16 protein-coding genes and 1 pseudogene are annotated in these 15,957 nt (G+C 71.1%); 6 read left to right on the forward strand and 11 right to left on the reverse strand.

Features of this window, described 5'->3' with window-relative positions:
• The first annotated feature begins 184 nt into the window (after positions 1-184).
• On the forward strand, positions 185-976 hold the full coding sequence (locus ACZ53K_RS41755; RefSeq protein ID WP_468848114.1) for a VOC family protein: 792 nt from the start codon (positions 185-187) through the stop codon (positions 974-976).
• Positions 977-1,071: 95 nt separating this feature from the next.
• Positions 1,072-1,335, forward strand: a complete 264-nt coding sequence (locus ACZ53K_RS41760) for an SCO5918 family protein (protein WP_468848116.1) — start codon at positions 1,072-1,074, stop codon at positions 1,333-1,335.
• Positions 1,336-1,504: 169 nt separating this feature from the next.
• Here ACZ53K_RS41760 and ACZ53K_RS41765 read toward each other — a convergent pair whose 3' ends face one another.
• The 3 genes from ACZ53K_RS41765 to ACZ53K_RS41775 all read right to left on the reverse strand — a co-directional run bounded on the left by ACZ53K_RS41765 (position 1,505) and on the right by ACZ53K_RS41775 (position 5,754).
• The gene (locus ACZ53K_RS41765; protein WP_468848152.1) at positions 1,505-3,076 is read right to left on the reverse strand and encodes a YfcC family protein; all 1,572 of its coding nucleotides are present in this window, start codon (positions 3,074-3,076) and stop codon (positions 1,505-1,507) included.
• Between the two features lie 8 nt (positions 3,077-3,084).
• A complete protein-coding gene (locus tag ACZ53K_RS41770) occupies positions 3,085-4,467 on the reverse strand; it encodes a M20/M25/M40 family metallo-hydrolase (protein ID WP_468848119.1) in 1,383 nt (460 codons plus the stop codon).
• A 207-nt stretch (positions 4,468-4,674) separates the two neighbouring features.
• Complete coding sequence (locus tag ACZ53K_RS41775; protein ID WP_468848122.1) at positions 4,675-5,754, reverse strand: FAD-dependent monooxygenase; 1,080 nt, start codon at positions 5,752-5,754, stop codon at positions 4,675-4,677.
• Between the two features lie 66 nt (positions 5,755-5,820).
• On the opposite strand from ACZ53K_RS41775, the gene ACZ53K_RS41780 reads away from it, so the two are divergent.
• The 3 genes from ACZ53K_RS41780 (at position 5,821) to ACZ53K_RS41790 (ending at position 8,310) form a co-directional block, all read left to right on the forward strand.
• The gene (locus tag ACZ53K_RS41780) at positions 5,821-6,384 is read left to right on the forward strand and encodes a TetR/AcrR family transcriptional regulator (RefSeq protein ID WP_468848124.1); all 564 of its coding nucleotides are present in this window, start codon (positions 5,821-5,823) and stop codon (positions 6,382-6,384) included.
• An 85-nt stretch (positions 6,385-6,469) separates the two neighbouring features.
• Positions 6,470-7,315: a GNAT family N-acetyltransferase gene (locus ACZ53K_RS41785; RefSeq protein WP_468848126.1), complete on the forward strand. Its 846-nt coding sequence runs from the start codon at positions 6,470-6,472 to the stop codon at positions 7,313-7,315.
• Between the two features lie 128 nt (positions 7,316-7,443).
• The gene (locus tag ACZ53K_RS41790; RefSeq protein ID WP_468848128.1) at positions 7,444-8,310 is read left to right on the forward strand and encodes a chitosanase; all 867 of its coding nucleotides are present in this window, start codon (positions 7,444-7,446) and stop codon (positions 8,308-8,310) included.
• A 76-nt stretch (positions 8,311-8,386) separates the two neighbouring features.
• On the opposite strand, the gene ACZ53K_RS41795 is transcribed toward ACZ53K_RS41790, so the two are convergent.
• From ACZ53K_RS41795 to ACZ53K_RS41830, 8 genes are all read right to left on the reverse strand, one after another.
• The gene (locus ACZ53K_RS41795; protein WP_468848130.1) at positions 8,387-9,802 is read right to left on the reverse strand and encodes a nucleobase:cation symporter-2 family protein; all 1,416 of its coding nucleotides are present in this window, start codon (positions 9,800-9,802) and stop codon (positions 8,387-8,389) included.
• 283 nt (positions 9,803-10,085) lie between these two features.
• Positions 10,086-11,480 (reverse strand): 8-oxoguanine deaminase, encoded by a 1,395-nt coding sequence (locus tag ACZ53K_RS41800; protein ID WP_468848132.1) that lies wholly within the window; start codon positions 11,478-11,480, stop codon positions 10,086-10,088.
• Between the two features lie 45 nt (positions 11,481-11,525).
• On the reverse strand, positions 11,526-12,929 hold the full coding sequence (locus ACZ53K_RS41805) for a nucleobase:cation symporter-2 family protein (protein ID WP_468848135.1): 1,404 nt from the start codon (positions 12,927-12,929) through the stop codon (positions 11,526-11,528).
• Positions 12,930-13,015: 86 nt separating this feature from the next.
• Entirely contained in the window at positions 13,016-13,963 is a 948-nt protein-coding gene (gene pucL / locus ACZ53K_RS41810; protein WP_468848138.1) for a factor-independent urate hydroxylase, read from the reverse strand.
• 8 nt (positions 13,964-13,971) lie between these two features.
• The gene (gene uraH / locus ACZ53K_RS41815; RefSeq protein WP_468848141.1) at positions 13,972-14,388 is read right to left on the reverse strand and encodes a hydroxyisourate hydrolase; all 417 of its coding nucleotides are present in this window, start codon (positions 14,386-14,388) and stop codon (positions 13,972-13,974) included.
• Positions 14,385-14,927 (reverse strand): 2-oxo-4-hydroxy-4-carboxy-5-ureidoimidazoline decarboxylase, encoded by a 543-nt coding sequence (uraD, locus tag ACZ53K_RS41820; protein ID WP_468848144.1) that lies wholly within the window; start codon positions 14,925-14,927, stop codon positions 14,385-14,387. The genes uraH and uraD overlap by 4 nt, the downstream gene beginning before the upstream one ends.
• 171 nt (positions 14,928-15,098) lie before the next feature.
• Complete coding sequence (locus ACZ53K_RS41825; protein WP_468848147.1) at positions 15,099-15,479, reverse strand: helix-turn-helix domain-containing protein; 381 nt, start codon at positions 15,477-15,479, stop codon at positions 15,099-15,101.
• A complete protein-coding gene (locus ACZ53K_RS41830; RefSeq protein WP_468848149.1) occupies positions 15,476-15,739 on the reverse strand; it encodes a YkoF family thiamine-binding protein in 264 nt (87 codons plus the stop codon). Before ACZ53K_RS41830 ends, ACZ53K_RS41825 begins: the two co-directional genes overlap by 4 nt.
• 113 nt (positions 15,740-15,852) lie before the next feature.
• On the opposite strand from ACZ53K_RS41830, the pseudogene ACZ53K_RS41835 reads away from it, so the two are divergent.
• Positions 15,853-15,957: pseudogene (locus ACZ53K_RS41835) on the forward strand (hydroxypyruvate isomerase); the annotation flags it as partial.

The raw sequence follows: 15,957 nt of genomic DNA on the forward strand, positions 1-15,957 counted from the left end.
CGTAAGGGGGGGAAAAGAAAAAACAACAGCACCAACCCATACCTCTCCCCGAGACGGACACCCCCTCCCCGGCCCCCCCTCACTCTTGTCCCCCCCCCCGGGGCCGAGGGGTCCGTGCCACCGTGCACGGGCCCCGCACCCCGCTTTGGGTTAGGGTCACCTAACCGACTCAGGGAGGGTGTCCATGACCGCCGCACAGCCGCTCCGCACCCCGGACCTCCGCCCGACGGAAGCGCCCCGGTTCGACCATCTGCTGCACTGCGTTCCGGATGTGGCCGCCGCCGTACGGGACTACACGGCGGCCGGGCTGCCCGCGCACACCAATCCGGTGCACGAGGGCTTCCAGAACGGGGCCTGGCGGCTGGACGACCGGTACATCGAGATCCTCACCGTCGTCGACCGCACGGCGTACGCGCTCTCCGCGTTCGGCCGGGCGACGGCCGGATGGCAGCCCCGCATCGACGCGCTCCTGGCGGCCGGCGGCGGCCCGCTGAACTTCGCGATCCACGTCACGGACACCACCGCCACCACCAAGCGGCTGCGCCGTGCGGGCCACGAGGCCGACATACACGACTTCTCCTTCCTGGAGGGACGGGTCACCTTCCAGGAAGCGGTCCTGACGGGCCCCGGCATCCCGTCGTGGGCCCCGTTCTTCATCACCGTCCACGCCGACCCCGAGCTCCGCCGCGAGCACGAGGCCTCCGGGCGCGTCGACCGCGGCGCCTTCGACCTCGCCGGTTTCGTCGTCGAGACGCCCGACCCGCACGGTGCCGCCGACTGGCTCAGCGCCCTCACCGGCATCCCGGTGGACGCGTCCGGCACCGTCGTACCGCTCGAAGGCGGCCGGGCGCACTTCACCGCGGGGCCGGCCGACGGCATCACGGCGCTGCTGCTGACGGGTGATCAGCCACCGCGCACCGAGATCGCCGGACTGCGGGTACGCGGGGCGGCGCATGGGGACACGCGCGCACAGTGACCCGGAATCCGGCGGCGATCGGGCCACCGTACGGCCGGGCCCCATGAGAGGGTGGGGGCTCGGGCTCCATTCCTGCTCACCCTTGTCGAGGCAGTATGCGTGTCACCATCGCCGGCGTCTTCTTCTACCTTCAGGCGAACGAGGTGGAGCAGAAGATGAGTGCGGTCGAACCGGAGCCCATCCACGGCGACTCCGTACTCGTCGGATCGGTCGCCTACCCCGTGAAGCAGGTCGGCCGGATCGTCACCGGCCAGGACCCGCGGGACTTCAGCGCCGGGGAGATGGTGCGGGCGCTGCGCCAGCTCGGCTTCACCTGCAAGCCCCGGCCCGCGTCGACGGAGCCGACCGCTCTCCTGTGACGCGCGGGCCGGCGCCGGCCCACTCAGAGCCTGTCTTTGAACCCCCGCCTGCGCCCACGCCCGGCACGCCCTCCCCCAAGCTCTTCGAGCAGGGGGGACCCCCATCGCACGCACCGACCGCCGCTGCGCCCGCCCTTCGGGCGGACGACGGGGGTTCAAAGACAGGCTCTCAGGTCATCGCCGCTCCCAGCCCCACGAACGCGCAGATCAGGACGGCGAGGATGGCCAGCAGCGGCCAGACGAAGCGCAGGTACTTGTGGTAGCCGACCTTCGCCAGTGAGACACCGCCCATGATGACGGCGGTGGTCGGCACCCACAGGTTCATCCAGCCGCTGGCCGCCTGCCAGGCCGTGACGACCACCGCGCGGGAGACGTGCGCGAAGTCGGCCAGCGGCGCCAGGATCGGCATGGCGAGGGTGGCGTGGCCGGACGTGGACGGGATGAGGAAGGCCAGCGGCAGGTTGACGACGTAGACCATGATGCCGAACAGGGCCGACGGGGTGCCGGAGACGGCGCCCTCGACGGCGTGCAGCACGGTGTCGGTGATCTTCGCGTTGTTCATGATCGTCGTGACGCCGCGGGCCAGCACGATCACCAGAGCCGGCGAGACGAATTCGGCGACGCCCTGCACGAAGGTCGAGCTGAGCTTCTGCTCGCCCATCCGCGCGATGATCCCGACGAGGATCGAGGCGGTGACGAACAGGGCGGCCAGCTGGGGGAAGGACCAGCCCAGTTCGAAGGCGTACGGCGCGGCGTCGGCGTCCCCGGTGAGCGCACCGGACCACGGGATCACCGAAAAGATCATGAAGGCGAACACCAGCGCCACGGTGACCAGCACGGTCTTGTGCAGCCCGGTCAGCGGCGGCGGCTCCACCGCCTCCTCGCCGGTCTGCGCGTGCTCGCGGTCGCCGGGCAGGAAGCCGACGAGGGAGCGCGCCGGGTCGGCCCGTACGCGCCGCGCGTAGCGGACGACATAGCCGATGGTGACGCCGGTGAGAACCAGCCACATCGCCACCCGCAGCGCGATGCCGTCACCGAGCGAGATGTCGGCGGCGGAGGAGGCCACGCCGGTGGCGAAGGGGTTGACGGTGGAACACAGGACACCGATGCCCGCGCCCAGGATGATCGTGGCGGTGGCCACCATCCGGTCGTACCCGAGCGCCAGCATCAGCGGGACGACCAGGCCGTAGAAGCCGAGCGTCTCCTCGGCGAAGCCCTCGACCGTGCCGAGCAGCGAGAAGACGGCCATCACGCCGGCGATCAGCAGGGCGCCGCGGTCGCGGAGGCGGTGCGCCAGCCGGCCGATACCCCGGTCCAGCGCTCCGGTGGAGAAGACGACCGTGATGAACGCGCCGATGGCCAGCACGAACAGGAACACGCCCGCGCTGCCGTACAGTTCGCCCGCCAGCGTCGGGCCGACCTGCCCGGTCTTGGCGTCCTGCACCCCGTACAGGCCATTGACCGGCGACAGGAAGAGGTCGTTGAGGCGGTCGGTGAAGGACTGGCCGGAGGGCGTGCGGTGGTAGGTGCCCTGCTGCGGGGTGCCCGCGCCGTCGCGGTCGTAGGTGCCGGAGGGGATGAAGAAGGCCAGCACCCAGACCGCGAGGGTCACGATGACCAGGACGGTCAGGGCGCTGGGAAAGGTGAACCTGCGCCGGGGGCGCGCCGGGCCGCCGTCGGCGGAGACCGTATCGGCGGCCGTCCGGGGCTCTTCGGGGGGACGGGGGTTCTCGTCGGGCATCGGGACGCTCACGCGGCGCCTCCGGTACGGAACGCGGCGGCGTACTCGTCCAGGAAGACGGCTTCCGCCAGGACGGCGCCGCGCAGCTCCGAGAGCAGCACCCGTTCGTCCGGCGCGTGCAGGTTGCACTGCTTGTCCTCGGCGCCGAAGATCAGCACCTCGGCTTCCGGGACGGCCCGGGCGAGGCCGTTGACGAGCGGGATGGAGCCGCCGCCCGCGGCGTGCACGGGGTCGGCGCCCCACGCCCGGCGCATCGCGGCCGCGGCGGCGCGGTAGGCGGGTCCGCCGGTACGGGCCTCGAAACCGGCGCCCGCGTCGCCGGGCGTCACGGTCAGCGGGACACCGAACGGCCGCAGCCGTTCCAGGTGCCGGACGAGCGCATCGAGCGCCTCCTGCGGGTCCTGGCGCGGGTGACAGCGCAGGTTGAGCTTGGCGCGGGCGTACGGCACGACGGCCGAGGCGGCCTGGTCCACGGCGGGCGCGTCCAGGCCCATGACGGTGACGGCCGGGCCGCTCCACAGGCGTTCGCCCAGGCTACCGGAGCCGAGGAGCGGCAGGTCCGCCCGCACACCGGCCAGGTCGCGGAACTCCGTCTCGGTGAGGGCGGTGCCGTCCCACGGTTCGCGGCGCAGCCCTTCCACGGCGACGTCGCCGTGCACGTCGTGCAGGGTGGCCAGGGCGTTGAGGAGGGTGAGCAGCGCGTCCGGGGCGGCGCCGCCGTACTCGCCGCTGTGCACGGCCTCGTCGAGCGTGCGGACCTCCACGGTCAGTTCGGCGGCGCCGCGCAGGCCGGTGACGAGGGTGGGCGTACCGGCGCGGAGGTTGCCCGCGTCGGCGATGACCATCGCGTCGCAGGCGAAGCGTGCGGGGTCGGTGGGCGGGTAATCGTCGAAGGGGCTGCCGTACTCCTCCTGCCCCTCGAAGACGATCTTGACGCCGACCGGGGGACGGCCGCCGTGGGCACGCAGCGCGCCGAGCTGGACCAGGAGATTCGCCTTGCAGTCGGCGATGCCGCGGGCCCGGATGGCGGGGCCGCCGCGCGGGTCGTCGAAGTCGGTGGGTTCGAAGGGCGGCGACGTCCACAGCCGCAGGTCGCCCGCGGGCTGGACGTCGTAGTGGCCGTACAGGAGGACGGTGGGGGCGTCCGGGGTGGGCGGCGGGATGGTGCCGGTGATGACGGGTGCGGTGCCGGGAAGATCCAGCTGGCCGAGGTCGGTGACCCCGGCGGCGCGCAGCAGGGTGAGGAGTTCGTCGCGCGCCGCCAGGACCGGCTCGGGCGGGTGGCCGGGGAAGGCGACCGAAGCGATCGCCGCGAGCCGTTTGAGGTCTGCGCACAGGTCGGGCATCAGGCCGTCCACGACGGCTTCCAGGCCGTCGGTCGCCGGGGGCACAGGGGTGGCGGCCGGAAGTACGGAACTCGCTGCCGGAGACTCGGTTCTGCACGAGGGCTCGGTGTCCGGCTGCCGGGCGTGCGGATGCTGGGCGTTCGGGTCCACCGCGGAACCCCTCTCCGTGGCGCCGGGCGCTCACTTGACTGACTTTCAGGTCCAATGCAGCATATCGGGCAAATCGCCAACACCTTGGGTGCGCACCGGCCCTCAGGCCGGCGGCCCGCCCAGCGTCAGCGCGGCCCGCATCGCCGCGTTCCGCAGACCCGTCAGCCGCCGCGCATGCGCCATCCGGTTCATCAGCCGCGCCGTGCGCACGAGCCGCTGGGTCGCGGAACGCCGCGCATGATCATACGTATGGAGAGCCGTCGCCACCTGCGGCGACACCCGCAGAGCCGTCGCCAACTCCACGGCGTCGACGAGCGCTTCACACGCACCACGCCCCAAATCGGGCGTCATGGCATGAGCCGCGTCACCGATCAGCGCGGTGCGGCCCCGGACGTACGACGGCAGCGGCGGATCGAGGTAGTACAGATCCAGGCGCAGCACCCCGGGCTCGTCCAGCTGCTCCAGTACGTCGCGTACGCCGGCGTGCCAGTGACCGAAGCGGGAGCGCAGGGCGTCGGCCTCGCGGCCCGGCTCGCGCTGCCCTTCCGGTGCCACCGCGCAGGCGAACCAGTTGGTGCGCCCGCCCGTGGTCGGCGTGACGCCGAACCGCAGCCCTTCGCCCCAGGTCTCGATGACGGCGCCGGTGCCACCGTCGACCGTGCCGCGCCAGGACGAAGCGCCGACGTAGCGGGCGCGGTACCGGGGGCCGAACAGCGTCGTGCGCGCGGCGCTGTTGAGGCCGTCGGCCGCGATCACCACGTCGTACGCGCCGTCCAGCGCCCGGATGTCGTCGACCGTACGGCCGAAGGTCACGGCCCCCTCGCCACCGGCCGCCTCGTAGAGGAGGGCCAGCAGTTCGGGGCGGGATATCAGGCGGACCACTTCGCCGGTGCGCCGCTGGAGGGCGGCGACGTCGAGGGTGGCGATCCGTCCGCCGTCGGGGCGCAGGAAGGCGCCGGCGGTCTGCGGGCGGCTCAGGTCCCGTACCTGTTCGCCGACGCCGAGGGCGTCCAGGGCGGCCAGCGCGCCGGGCCACAGGCCGAGGGCGGTGCCGGCCGCGGGGAGGCGGCGGGCGCGTTCGAAGACGTCGACCGACCAGCCCCCGTTGCGCAGATGCAGGGCGGTGGCGAGGCCGCCGATCCCGCCGCCGACGACGGCTGCCGTACGTGATGTCAGCTCCATGCCCCAGCACGCTACTATGTTTATAGTGAATCGGCACTACAAATATAGTAGCGAGGGGAGCGCGGCGTGGCACGACGGCGGGACCAGGTCCTGGACGCGGCGATCGGGGTACTGGGCACCGAAGGGCCGCGCCGGCTGACCTATCAGGCGGTGGACGCCGCGGCCGGGGTGCCGTCGGGCACCACCTCCAACTACTTCCGCAACCGCGGCGCCCTGATCGACGGCATCGTCGCCCACCTGGAGGCGCTGGAGCGCCGCGACTGGGAGGAGTTCGCCCGCCGGGCCGCGCCGGCCGGCGTACCGGAACTCGCGGACGCCGTGACACGTTTCCTCCTGTACGCGACCGGCCCCGAGCGCTCCCGTACCGCCGCCCGCTACGCCCTGTACGGGGAAGCCTCGGCCCGGCCCGAGCTGCGGCCCGCACTCACCCGCGGGCGCGAGGCCGTCGTCGGCTGGGGCACGGAGTGGATGCGGCGCTTCGGCTCGCCGGTCCCGCAGCTGCACTGCGAAATCCTCTTCGACTACCTCGACGGCGTCGCCTTCCACCAACTCTCGTCCCCCGTCGACGACTTCGACCCGGGCCCGGGCATCACGGAACTGCTCACCCGACTGCTCGGCGCACCCGCGTAACCGCCCGTGGCACGGTGCGGCCGACGCGCCGCGCCGCGGCCGAATTCGATGGCCGCGCCCCGTGGCCTGTGGTGAAGTGACGCCGGTGACCACACCAGACACCGAGCGAGCACGAGCCGCCGCCTACCGCGCCGCGTACGACGAGCAGATGCGGGACCGCGGGTCCGCGCCGGACACTCCGGACACCGAGCGGGTCGGTCCCGTCCTGCGCAGGACCCTCCCGGCGGCGCAGGGCGGGCTGATCCTCTACCGCGACCTGGGCGGGCTGGACGGGGACGCGCTGGACGCCTTCATCGCCGCGCAGCGCGACCACTTCGCCGCCCGGACCCTGCCGGTCGAGTGGAAGTACCACGGCCACGACCTGCCCGCCGACCTCCCGGACCGGCTGGCCGCGGCGGGATTCGCGCCCGGCGAGCGGGAGACGGTCGTCATCGGCGAGGCGGCGGACATCGCCGGGCCACCCGGCGCGGCGCCACTCCCCGAGGGCGTACGGCTGCGCGAGGTCACCGACCGCGCCGACTTCGACCGCATCGGGGAACTGGCCGCGACGGTCTGGGCCGACGACCGGAGCTGGCTGGCGCCGGCCATGGAGGAGTGGGTGGCGGGGCGCGACGGCGACCCGTGCACGGTGACCGTGGCGGAGTCGCTGGCGGGCGAGGTGGTCTCGGCGGCCTGGATGCGCTTCCACCAGGGCACCGACTTCTCCTCACTGTGGGGCGGTTCGACGCTGCCCAACTGGCGCGGCAAGGGTGTCTACCGCGCCCTGGTGACCCACCGGGCGGCGCTCGCGGTGGCGCGCGGATTCCGGTACGTGCAGGTCGACGCGCTGGAGACCAGCCGCCCCATCCTCAACCGGCTGGGGCTGGTCAGCGCGGCCACGACCGTTCCGTACGTCTGGCGGCCGCCCGGCGATGCGGGCAAGCGCGTCTGAAACGCCGGGGATTGGCGGGATCTGATGGGTTACGGACCTCCCCCGGAGTCTGATAGGAAAGCTTCCTAACGATTGGGATCCCTCACCGCTCCCCGGCCACCCGGCCTGCTCCCCACTGGAGGACAACCATGCGTGCCCGATCCATAGGCAAGGCGATCCGCAAGCCCGCCACCGGCCTGACCCTCGGCCTGGTCCTGCTCGCCGTACCGGCGACCGCCGTCGCCGGTACGGCGGTCGCCGCCACCGGCCAGGCACCCGCCACGGCCCACGTCACCGCCAAGGCCTCGGCCGGCCTGGACGACCCGGCGAAGAAGGAGATCGCCATGCAGCTGGTCTCCAGCGCCGAGAACTCCTCGCTGGACTGGAAGAAGCAGTACGCCTACATCGAGGACATCAAGGACGGCCGCGGCTACACCGCCGGCATCATCGGCTTCTGTTCCGGCACCGGCGACATGCTCGACCTCGTCGAGCTGTACACGAAGCGCAAGTCCGGCAACGCCCTGGCGAAGTACCTGCCCGCGCTGCGCAAGGTCAACGGCAGCGACTCGCACGCGGGCCTGGGCTCCGCCTTCGAGAAGGACTGGAAGAAGGCCGCCCAGGACAAGGACTTCCAGCAGGCGCAGAACGACGAGCGGGACCGGGTGTACTTCAACCCGGCGGTCAAGCAGGGCAAGGCCGACAAGATCGGCGTGCTGGGCCAGTTCGCGTACTACGACGCGCTCGTCATGCACGGTGACGGCAGCGACAAGACCAGCTTCTCCAGCATCCGCAAGCGGGCCATGGCCGAGGCCAAGACCCCGGCCCAGGGCGGCGACGAGAAGACCTACCTCAACGCCTTCCTGGACGCCCGGGTGTGGGCGATGAAGCAGGAGGAGGCGCACAGCGACACCAGCCGCGTGGACACCGCGCAGCGCGTCTTCCTCAAGAAGGGCAACCTGAACCTGAACCCGCCGCTGGACTGGAAGGTCTACGGGGACTCGTTCCACATCGGCTGAGCGGGGCGACGGCCCGTACCGTGCCGGAAATCCGGCGTGGTACGGGCCGTCGGCGCGTCCGCCTCCGTACGACGGTTCAGTGCGCTCCGGCCGTCCGCGCGTCCGGGGCCCCGCGCTCCGGCTGCTGCGGGACCACCTCCAGCGGCGGCTCGCCGCGCCGCTTGCCGAGGTGGTTGAAGGCCAGGTTGAGCACGATGGCGACGAGGCAGCCGGTGCTGATGCCGGAGTCCAGGACGACCAGCATGTCCTTGGGGAAGTCGTGGTAGAACCGCGGCGCCGCGATCGGTATCAGGCCGATGCCCACCGAGGCCGCGACGATCAGCGCGTTCTCGCCCTTGTCCATCGCGGCCGTGGCCAGCGTCTGGATGCCGCTGGCGGCGACCGACCCGAACAGCACGATGCCCGCGCCGCCCAGCACCGGCAGCGGCACCAGGGATATCACCGAGGCGGCGACCGGACACAGGCCCAGCACGATCAGGATCAGGCCACCGGTGGCGACGACGAACCGGCTGCGCACCTTGGTCATCGCGACCAGGCCGATGTTCTGCGCGAAGGCGCTGTTGGCGAAGCCGTTGAAGAGCGGGCTGAGGGCGGTGCCGAGGGTGTCGGCGCGCAGCCCGCCCTCGATGGTGCGCTCGTCGGCGGGCCGGTCCACGATCTTGCCCAGGGCGAGCATGTCGGCGGTGGACTCGGTCATGCAGACGAGCATCACGATGCACATCGACAGCACGGCGGCGACGTCGAACTGCGGTGCGCCGAAGTGGAACGGCGCCGGGAAGCCGACGAGGTCCGCCTTGGTGATCCCCCCGAAGTCGGTGCTGCCGACGGGTATCGCGATCAGTGTCCCGGCGACCAGGCCGAGCAGGATGGATATCTGCCGGAGGAAGCCGCGCAGCACCCGGCGCAGTACGAGCACGATGACGAAGGTGAGCGCCGCCATGCCGATGTTGGTCAGCGAACCGTAATCCCGCGCCTGGGCGTCGCCGCCCTGGGACCAGTTGAAGGCGACGGGCAGCAGCGACACGCCGATCAGGGTGATGACGGTGCCGGTGACCACCGGTGGGAAGAACCGCACCAGCTTGGAGAAGTACGGGGCGAGGACGAAGCCGAGGACACCGGCGACGATCACCGCGCCGAAGATGACGGGCAGCGCGTCGCCGGGGCTCTGCGCCTTGCCGATGGCGACCATCGGCGTGACGCCGGCGAACGAGACGCCGTTGACGAACGGCAGCTTGGCGCCGATCTTCCAGAAGCCGAGGGTCTGCAGAAGGGTGGCGATGCCCGCGGTGAAGAGGCTGGCGCCCATCAGGAACGCGGTCTCGGTGGGGCTCAGCCCGCAGGCCGGGCCGACGATCATCGGCGGGGCCACCACACCCGCGTACATCGCGGCCACGTGCTGCAGGCCGCTGGTGAACATCTTGACGGGCGGGAGGGTCTCGTCGACCGGATGCTTCCGGTCGCCCTGCGCCGTCCGCCCTGGACTTGCGGCCACTGCGGGCCTCCTTCGATTTCTGCGCCGCGAGGGGGCGGCGGCGCGAGGCTGTCACGGAGGGCGTGCGTCGGGGTGCGGTGGTGCAGCGGTCCGCGCTCGTGGCGCGTCGAAGACATGACGGGTCGTCACATGGGGCGATGCGGTACGGCGTTACCGGGCCGGGGGCACGAAGAGAGGCCTCCGTGCCCCCGGGTTCCGGCACTTGTGGATCCCGCTCGGATCCACAAGCTCCCGGCCGGGGCCGTCCCCCCGGCCGAGTTCTCGGGTCGCCGCCGGGCGGGGATCAGCCCTCGGCGGCGATACGGGCCAGGCGCTGTGCCTCGGCCCGGGCGGTGCGGGCGATGGTGTCCTCGTCGGCGTTGGCCAGCCGGCCGTCCTCGACCACCGGCGCGCCGCCGACCAGGGACAGCGTGACGGGCGCCGCGGCGCCGAAGACCAGCGCGGTCACCGGGTCGGCGATGGTGGAGTGGGCCAGGCCGTCCAGCTTCCACAGCACCAGGTCGGCCAGCTTGCCGGCCTCCAGGGAGCCGATCTCGGCCGTACGGCCCAGCACCTGGGCGCCGCCATAGGTGCCCAGGCGCAGCGCCTTGCGGGCGTCCAGGGCCGCTTCCCGGTGCGCGCCGAGCCGGTTGATCAGCAGCGCGTTGCGCAGTTCGGTGTGGAGTTCGCCGCTCTCGTTGGAGGCGGTGCCGTCCACGCCGAGGCCGACCGGTACGCCCGCCGCGAGCATGTCGGGGACCCGGGCGATGCCGGCGGCGAGCCGCGCGTTGGAGGACGGGCAGTGCGCGACGCCGGTCCTCGTCCGGGCGAAGGCGGCGATGTCGGAGTCGTTCATGTGGACGCAGTGCGCCATCCACACGTCCTCGCCGAGCCAGCCGGTGGACTCGAAGTAGTCGGTCGGGCCCATGCCGAACAGCTCGTGGCAGAACTTCTCCTCCTCGACCGTCTCCGAGCCGTGGGTGTGCATCCGCACACCTTTACGGCGGGCCAACTCGGCGCCCCTCCGAAGGAGTTCGGTGGAAATGGAGAACGGGGAGCAGGGGGCCACGGCGATGTGCACCATCGAGCCGAAGGAGGCGTCGTGGTGGGTGTCGATGGCCTCCTCCGTGGCCTTCAGCGCGCCCTCGGTGGTCTCCACGGCGAAGTCCGGCGGCAGCCCGCCGTCCTTCTCGCTGCGGTCCATCGACCCGCGGGCCAGGGTGATCCGGGCGCCGATCTCGCGGACGGCGGCCAGTTCGGCGCCGACCAGGTCGCCGGAGCCCCGCGGGAAGACGTAGTGGTGGTCGCAGGCGGTGGTGACACCGCCCTTGACCATCATGGCCAGCGAGCCCTGAGTGGCGGCGGCGAGCATCGGCGCGTCGATGCGGGCCCAGGTCGGGTAAAGGGCCACCAGCCAGTTGAAGAGGTTGTGGTCGGTGGCCAGGCCGCGGGTGATCCACTGGTAGAAGTGGTGGTGGGTGTTGACCAGGCCGGGGGTGACGAGATGGCCGGTGCCGTCGATACGGCGGACGACGTTCTCCAGGCCTTCGGGTGCCTTGCCCGCGCCCACCGCTTCGATGAGGTCGCCGGCGACGACGACATGGCCCGAGGCGTACTCGGTGTCGTGGGCGTCGACGGTCGCGATGGCGCAGTTCTCGATGACGATGCGCTGCTTCACCGTGCTGTCAGGGGCTGCCATGGTGGATCCTCTTGCTTTCCTGGAGGGGTCGGGCACGGCAGGGCCCTACGGGATTTGAGTGCCGGAGCCGGGCGAGGCGGCTGACAGTACCGCTGCCCCCTTGGTGCTCCGGGTGCCGAGATGGTGGAAGAACAGGTTGAGCAGGACCGCGACGAGCGCCCCGGCGCTGATGCCGGAGCCGAGCACGGTCTGCGCCCAGGCGGGGAAGTCCTCGTAGAACGTCGGGGCGGCGAGCGGGATGATGCCCGCGCCCAGCGATACGGCCACCAGGATGATGTTGGAGCTGTCGTCGAGGCCGGCCTCGGCGAGCGTACGGATGCCGCTGACCGCGATCGAGCCGAACAGGACGATGCCGGCGCCGCCGAGGACGGGCATCGGCACGAGGTTGACGACCGCGCCGAGTACGGGGAAGGCGCCGAGGACGAGCAGGGTGGCGCCGGCCACCGCGACGACGTAGCGGCTGCGTACCCGGGTGAGCGAGACGACGCCGACGTTCTGCGCGAAGGCGCTGGTGGGGAAGCCGCCGAAGACCGGCCCCACGAGGGTGGCCATGCCGTCGGTGCGCAGGCCGCGGGTGATGGTCTGCCCGGTCGTACGCCGTTCGCAGATCTCGCCGAGGGCGAGCATCCCGGCCGCGGACTCGGTCATCAGGACCAGCATCACGATGCACAGGGACAGGACGGCGGCGGGCTGGAACTCCGGCGCGCCGAAGGCGAAGGGGGTGGGCAGCGCGACGACGGGCGCCTCGCGCAGCGCGTCGGAGCTGGCCATGCCGAACGGCACCGCGGCGAGGGTGCCGGCGACCAGGCCCAGCAGCAGGGCGATCTGCTTGACGAAGCCGCGGGTGAAGCGCTGGATCAGCAGGATGACGACGAGCGTGAAGGCGGCCAGCGCCAGGTACTTCATGGACCCGAAGTCCGCGGCCTCCTTGTCACCGCCCTGCGCCCAGCCGACCGGTACGGGCATCAGGGTGACGCCGATGAGCGTGATGACGATGCCGGTGACCAGCGGCGGGAAGTAGCGCAGCAGTCTGCCGAAGAACGGGCCGACGGCCAGGCAGAAGGCTCCGGAGACCATCACCGCCCCGTAAATGGCGGGCAGTTGATGGCCCTTGGCGGTGGTCTCGGCGATGGCGAGCATCGGGGTGATGCCGGCCGAGGAGGCGGCGTTGACGAACGGCAGCCGGTTGCCGGCGAACCGTCCGGCGCCGAGGGTCTGCAACAGGGTCGCGAGACCGGCGATCAGCAGGCTGGCCGCGATCAGCCGGGTGCGGCCCGCGGTGTCCAGGCCGGTGGCCTGGCCGATGATGAGCGGAGGGGTGACGACGCCGGCGTACATGGCGGCGATGTGCTGCAGGGCGGCGGGGACGAGCCGCTTGGGAGCCGGCTTCTCGTCCACCGGGTGAACCGGTGGGACGGGGTGTTTCTCAACGTGCGGTGGCTGTGCCATGGGTCGTTCCCCTCACAGGATTCGCGGGCCCCTCCCCGCTGCGGGACGGGGAGGGACGGCGAGGCACGGCGCTGCGTCGGGAGCCGTCAGAGGTTGGTCAGATCCATCGGGATCTCGGCTTCGACACCGTCGCGCAGGACAGTGGCTTCTATCAGGCCGTACGGGCGGTCCGCCGCGTAATAGACCTCATGGTCGTTCTTGAGGCCGAACGGCTCCAGGTCCACCAGGAAGTGGTGCTTGTTCGGCAGCGAGAACCGCACCTCGTCGATCTCCACGCGGTTGTTGATGATCCGCGAGCCCATCTGGTACAGGGTCTGCTGGAGCGAGAGGCTGTAGGTCTCCGCGAAGGCGTCCAGCATGTGCTTCCTGACCTGCGCGTACGAGCGCTCCCAGTTGGGCGTCCGCTGCTCGTCGTCGGTCCAGTTGAACCGCCAGCGGCCGGACACCTCGGTGGCCAGGATGCGGTCGTACGCCTCCTTGAGCGTCGTGTACTTGTCCTTGATGTAGCCCCAGAACTCGGAGTTGGTGGAGTTCATCACGACCAGGTCCTTCAGGCCGGAGATCACCTGCCACCGCTCACCGTCGTAGGTGATCTGGGTCAGCCGGGTCTCCTGGCCCTTGCGGACGAAGGAGTGCCTGACCTCGTCCGCGCCGATGAACTTCGCGTTGGCCTCGGAGGTCTCGATGCGCTCCCAGGCGTACTCCTCGATGCGGATGCGGGCCCGGTGGATCGGTTCCTGGCTGGTGACGAAGTGCCGGGCCAGGTGGATGCCGAACTGCTCGGCCGACTCGATGCCGTGTTCCTTGGCGAAGGCGTACACGGTGTTCTTCGTCGTGTCGGTGGGCAGGCAGTGGGCGTTGGAGCCGGAGAGGTGCACCTCTTCGAGGTCGCCGGAGAGCGCGACCGAGACATTGAGGTCCTTGATGTGGTGGGTGTCGCCGTCCCGGGTGATCCGGACGACGCGGTTTTCCGCCTTGCCGTACTGGTTCTGGCCGAGAATCGCCGGGCGGGCCGGGCGGGAGGAATGAGTCATGGTCGGTGCTAGCTCCCTCGGTATACGGAGTAGCCGAACGGGTTGAGCAGCAGCGGTACGTGGTAGTGCTCACCCGGCTTGACGGCGAAGGTGATCGCCACCTCCGGGAAGAAAGCTCCGCTGTCCCTTACGCGGGGGGCGTCCTGCTGTTCCTCGGCTTGCTGGTCGGCTGTTTCGGCCTTGCTGGCCAGGTACGCCTCGGTGTCGAAGTCCAGGCGTACGTGGGTGGTGCCCTCCGGCAGCGCCGGCAGGTCCTTACAGCGCCCGTCCGCATCGGTCTTGGAGGCGCCGTGTACGCTCCAGGCCCCGTCGCGGCCGGAGCATACCGAGAGGGTGAGGGCCACGCTCTCCGCAGGGCGGCCCACGCTGGTGTCCAGGATGTGCGTGGACACCGACGTCTCGTGCCGGGCCGTCTCGCTGCTCATGGTCGTGCTCCTTCCGCGGCGGCTGCCGGGTCCGCCGCGTCCTCGACGAGGCGGCCCAGCCGGATGCGATTGATCTTGCCCAGTTCCCTGCGGACGATCTCGCGTTCTTGTTCCGGCGTGTTGTCGAGCCGGTTACGGGCGGCGTCGCGCAGCTGCTCCCCGGTCCGGCCGGTGGCGCAGATCAGAAAAACATGCCCGAACTTCTCCTGGTATGCGAGGTTCAGTTCGAGCATGTCCGCCTTGAGGTCGTCCCCGGCCGCCGACATCCCGCGCTGTTCACGGGAGGAGGTCGCGTCACCCGGCGTGGGCCGGCCGATCGGCGGGTGGCCGGCCATCGCCTCGGCCAGGTCCGCCGCGGTCAGCTCGGCCATGGCGGCGTCGCTGGCGGCGAACAGGGCGTCGGTGGTGGCGTACGGGCGCCGGTCGAGGATCAGGCTCCCCCACGTTTCGCTGGCGCACGCCTCGTGCAGTGCGGCACGGGCCGCACGGTCGGCCGCGGCGTTGAACCGGGCGAGACCCGGCGTCGGAATCGAAGACACGGGAAGCCTCCGTGGCCTGGTGCTGTACGGGCTCTGCTTGGCTGGAAACAGCTAAGACCTCCGGCAACATCACGTCAACACTTTGTTGAAAAATCGGCAACAAGAAAGCCGCCGTCCGGTTCACCCGGACGGCGGCTCATGCGCAAGTGCCCAACGGGCAGCGCTTCTGGGTCAGTCGGTACCCTTCGCGGCGTTGTCCCTGTTCAGGTAGTTGTAAACGGTGAAGCGGCTGACGCCGAGCGCACTGGCGACCGTCTCGACCCCGCGCCGTACGGAGAACGCGCCGCGCGCCTCCAGGATCCGCACCACCGACTGCTTGGTCCGGCGGTCCAGGTCGCTGAGCGGCACGCCGTGCCGGCGCTGGAGCTCGGCGAGGAGATGATCCAGCGAGTCGGACAGATGCGGCAGCCGTACGGCCACCCGGTCCTGACCGTCCCAGGCCAGGACGACATCGTCACCCTGCGCCTGCTCCGGCGCCACCATCTCCGCACCCATCGCGTCCACCAGCGGCTTCACGGCCTGGACGAACGGGTGGTCGGCGGACTCGGTCACGTGGCGTCCTCCCCGGCCGGCGCGATCACGTTGACCTGGAGGGAGACCCGGGTGGCACCGGCCTCCAGGGACTTGCGCAGCAGCGCGTCCACCGCGGAGAGCACCTTCTCCCCCTCACCCTCGGCGGTGTTGCCGAACGGGCCGACGTCCACGGCGTCCAGCCCGGCATCCGTGATGATCTCGCGCCCCACGACCGCGTGGGCGGGCGCTTCGTCCAGATCGAACGGTTCCGTCGTGAATTCCACTCGCAATCGCACCATGCCCCCAAAGTAGCGCCGCCGCACCCCACCCCCTTGACAGGTCCCGAGATCCGCGGGCAATGTTCCAAACAGCAGAAACAAAGTTCCGCAATACGGAAGGGCGCTCATCCCTTATGGGCTTCTCGGACGCGCGTTTCAACGTCAACCTGTCGATCCTGTTCACCGAGCTGCCGCTGCTGCAACGCCCGGCGGCGGCCGCGGCCGCCGGTTTCGATGCG

Source organism: Streptomyces sp. NPDC033221 (assembly GCF_055577005.1).